Source organism: Candidatus Thiosymbion oneisti (genome assembly GCF_900092655.1).
Lineage (GTDB): Bacteria > Pseudomonadota > Gammaproteobacteria > Chromatiales > Chromatiaceae > Thiosymbion > Thiosymbion oneisti.
Map to the genome: position 1 here is coordinate 1 of NZ_FLUY01000333.1, position 2,391 is coordinate 2,391.

At 60.1% G+C, this 2,391-nt stretch carries 3 protein-coding genes; all 3 read right to left on the reverse strand.

Features of this window, described 5'->3' with window-relative positions; genetic code table 11:
- Nucleotides 1-133 precede the first annotated feature (133 nt).
- Nucleotides 134-1,051, reverse strand: a complete 918-nt coding sequence (truB, locus tag BQ17_RS02995; protein WP_089724230.1) for a tRNA pseudouridine(55) synthase TruB — start codon at nucleotides 1,049-1,051, stop codon at nucleotides 134-136.
- A gap of 150 nt (nucleotides 1,052-1,201) precedes the next feature.
- Complete coding sequence (locus BQ17_RS03000) at nucleotides 1,202-1,477, reverse strand: RpnC/YadD family protein (protein WP_089724231.1); 276 nt, start codon at nucleotides 1,475-1,477, stop codon at nucleotides 1,202-1,204.
- Between the two features lie 261 nt (nucleotides 1,478-1,738).
- Nucleotides 1,739-2,131: a 30S ribosome-binding factor RbfA gene (gene rbfA / locus BQ17_RS03005; protein ID WP_089724232.1), complete on the reverse strand. Its 393-nt coding sequence runs from the start codon at nucleotides 2,129-2,131 to the stop codon at nucleotides 1,739-1,741.
- Between the last annotated feature and the right edge of the window lie 260 nt (nucleotides 2,132-2,391).

Genomic DNA, 2,391 nt, shown 5'->3' on the forward strand with positions numbered 1-2,391 from the left:
TTGCGCCTTTGCGCCTTTGCGCCTTTGCGCCTTTGCGCCTTTGCGCCTTTGCGCCTTTGCGCCTTTGCGCCTTTGCGGTTCAAGAATAGCTGGTAACTGGTAACTGCACCCATCCTGCCACTCGATCTGACCCTTATAACAACCGCTTCGGCTGCACCTTGCCGTCATCCAGGATGCAGCCGACGCCGATGAACTTCTGCGATGGATCGTAAAGCCTGACCAGCCCCTGGGTCGGTGCCCGGGGCACCAGCACCGCCTGCCCCCGACGCAGGTAGAAGGCGGCGTCTTCCGAGAGGCCTACCGACGGCCAATGATGAAGGGCACTCTCCAGCGGCAACAGCAGGGCATCCAGGGTATCTCGATCTTCCGTCAGGGCGAGCCGTTCGACCTCGTCCAAGGCGACGAAGCGGGCCCCGGACTCCAGGTAGGGCCCGACGCCCGTGCGGCGGAGATCCGTCACATGGCCGCCGCACCCCAGCGCCTCCCCCAAGTCCGCCGCCAAGGTACGGACATAGGTCCCCTTGGAGCAGTGCACGTCGATCTCGAATTCCGGCGGCTCGAAGCTACCTAGCTCGATCCGGTGGATATTCACCAGCCGCGGGGTGCGCTCTACCTCGATGCCCCGGCGCGCCAGCTTGTAGAGCCGTTCCCCCTGGTGTTTGACTGCGGAGTACATGGGTGGCAACTGCTCGATAGGGCCACGGAAGCGGGCGAGCACCGCCTGCAGATCCTGCTCGCCCACGCCATCGGCAGGTAGCTGGGCGACGACCTCGCCCTCGGCATCCGCCGTGGTCGTGGTGATCCCCAGCCGCACCCGGACCCGATAGTGCTTGTCCGCATCCAGCAGAAAGGTGGAAAACTTGGTAGCCCCCCCCAGACAAACCGGAAGCAACCCGGTCGCCAGGGGATCCAGACTCCCGGTATGACCCGCCTTAGCGGCCTTGAAGAACCGCTTGACCCGCTGCAGGGCCTCGTTGGAGGTGATACCCCGCGGCTTGTCGAGCAGCAGGATACCGCTGACATTACGCCCGGGCCTGCGTCGCTGTCCCATGTTAGCCTGCGTATCTCACCGGGGCGGCTGGCTTCATCTGGGTTTTCATTAAACTACCGACGGCATCTGAAGCCCTGAAGTGGACTCGAAAACTAAACAGGTCGGTAAAGGGCACCGACCCCACTGGAGGGCCGACGATTTCGACTTCCTTCAATGCAAAACCTCCTCGAGACGATCGGCGGTGAGGACCCGCTCGGACCACGCCAGCAGGGTCTGTTCGCTGGCCTGCTCGATCCGGCGCTGTACCGTGTCGGGTAAGGCACCGAATTTCAGGCGCAACTGGCGTTCCAAGACTAAGGCTTCTCCTTGGTGCTTGCCTTGCTGCAAACCCTCTTCGTGAAAGCGTTCGGCAAATCGGCTCATGGTCTGCGCCTCGTCGGGATAATCACGTTGGTATTTGGCCCGCTCATTATCGTCAAGCGCCACGTAGATGTCGATGAAGCTCGTAGGGCGGGACAGGTCAGGACGACCGCATCCCGCCGTCTGAGTATCGGCGGGATGCGCTGCGCTTTCCCGCCCTACGGGCTACGGGCTTCCTGAAAACATAGCCTTGGCGGATCGACTTTCCCTTGCTGCCAGTCGCCAGTCGCCGAACAGTTTTTATCCGCAGATTACGCAGATTTTCACCGATTATTTCGTTTTTCATCGGCGAAAATCTGCGTAATCTGCGGATTGCGTCTTTGCGGTTCAATAGTGTGCGCCAGGCTCACTGCTGCCCGATTCGGCATCTTCCGTCGCCACCGCCGTTTCGATCAGGTGCGAGAGGTGCTCGCCCTGGGCGATCGATTGGTCGTGGATGAAACGGAGCTGGGGCATGGTCCGCAGCCGGGCGCGCCGGGCCAGCGCCCGGCGTAAAAACCCCGCGAGTCTGCCGTTGAGCAGGCGCTCCTGCTCGCCACCTTCCTCGTCGCTGGGGAAGCAGGTAAAGTAGACCTTGGCATGGGCCAAATCGCGGCTCACCCGCACCTCCTGCAAGGTGATGAGCTTCAGGCGCGGGTCCCTCACCTCCGCGCGCAGGACCTGGGCGAGCTCACGTTGGAGTTCGGTCCCGATGCGTTCGGTACGAGCGTGTTCTTTCATACCGCCGAACTCAGGAAACGATCAGCGGCTGCCCGGATCGAAATCCGAACTTCATTAAGGCGTTGGGCCATGGCCGACTCGTACAGCAGTGCCGAAGTACTGATAACATCGGTAAAATTTAATCCTGGTTCCGTGAACTAAATGAGCCATTCATAGAATAATCCCCTTATAAAACAACAGGATATGGAAAAATTCATTCATTTTTGGACTCACCCAGCAGGTGAAATGGCCAATCTTTTAAAATCCAAGTAAAATCATAG

Excerpts from the sequence above, each read along its gene's own strand:
- truB (WP_089724230.1), bottom strand. The coding sequence starts at position 1,051 with ATGGGACAGCGACGCAGGCCCGGGCGTAATGTCAGCGGTATCCTGCTG.
- rbfA (WP_089724232.1), bottom strand. The coding sequence starts at position 2,131 with ATGAAAGAACACGCTCGTACCGAACGCATCGGGACCGAACTCCAACGT.